The 1,106-nt window shown below is 64.1% G+C and carries 2 protein-coding genes; both read right to left on the bottom strand.

What is annotated here, in order from left to right:
• The coding region (locus A9D60_RS03645) for a glycosyltransferase (RefSeq protein ID WP_175392885.1) at positions 1-542 on the bottom strand (542 nt) is incomplete at its 3' end.
• 39 nt (positions 543-581) lie between these two features.
• Positions 582-1,106 (bottom strand): CpsD/CapB family tyrosine-protein kinase (locus A9D60_RS26475; RefSeq protein ID WP_175392884.1); only part of this gene is annotated, 525 nt, incomplete at its 5' end.

The following is a 1,106-nucleotide window of genomic DNA, read 5'->3' as shown; positions in this document are numbered from 1 at the left end:
CCGCCGGCTCCCTGGTGGCGCGCAGACCGGCTGCCGTCAGGGCACGGGGTGAACGTGCCGGCGTCGATCCCGTTCCAGACAATCGAGATGCGGCTGTCCGGAACCCCCCAGCGGCTCTGTATATAGCGTTTTGAGGTCCGGCTCACGGCAGCCCAGCGGTCAATCCACCAGGTTTTTCCGGTCAGGATGTTGCGCAGCCGGGTCAGGGGCCGCGGCCATTTCGGCGCGCCGCCCGCAAGTGTTCCGAAATGCTGGGTGCGCACGATCCGGAAGCCGGACAACCGTGCCAGGATCAAAACCCAGGCCGATTTGCGGCTGTGGACATGCAGCAGCCTGAAGCCGTCCCGCCTGGCCGCAATCAGGGCCCGCAAAAGCGCCGCAGGCGACGCGGCCAGGGTGACCGCCCCCTGGCTGATCATCCCGGAAAAGCGCGCATCCGGGGCGTTCCGGCCGGTGAAGATGCCGCGGCACCCGGCCGTCTCTGCGGTCATCAGATCATAAACGATCTGGGTCACGCCGACGCCAGGGCGGGCATTGTCCACGATGTGGCAGACTTTGATCACTGCAGGCGGCCGGACGGGCTAGCTGTAATAGCCCGCGTAGTGCTGTTTGTAGATGAACTCATTGTCCGCATATCTCCGGGCTTTGGATTGAGACACCAGGCTCAGCACGCAGCCGGCCACAGGGCCGTTCACGGAACGCAGCTCGTGCAGGCCTTCCCGGACGGCGTTCTTGGACGTGCGGTTCCAATGCACCAGGTAGACAATGGAATCTGCCATCCTGGCCAGAAGCCGGGCATCCGCCGCCACCAGCACCGGCGGCGCATCAAGGATGATCAGTTTGTATCTTTCGCGCAGGGTGGCGATCATCTGGGTGAACCGGGGCGAGGTCAGGATGTCTGCCGGGCTTTCGTGGAAGTCCTCCTTCTTGCCGGCCGCCAGGATATGCAGCCCGGACTCCGGGTGCACTGCCAGCGCCTCTTCCAGGCTGCAGTCATTGCGCAGGTAACTGATCAGCCCGGTGCTCTGCTTGGAGGCGATCAGCCGCGGAAATTTCGAATAGATCCGGGCATTGGAGGCATCGCGCAGGTCGCAGCTGACAAGAAT

Source organism: Leisingera sp. JC1 (genome assembly GCF_001679925.1).
In the GTDB taxonomy this organism is placed as follows: Bacteria; Pseudomonadota; Alphaproteobacteria; order Rhodobacterales; family Rhodobacteraceae; genus Leisingera.
Note: the sequence above shows the minus strand (reverse complement) of the source record. Positions and strands in the feature narration are given on the sequence as shown.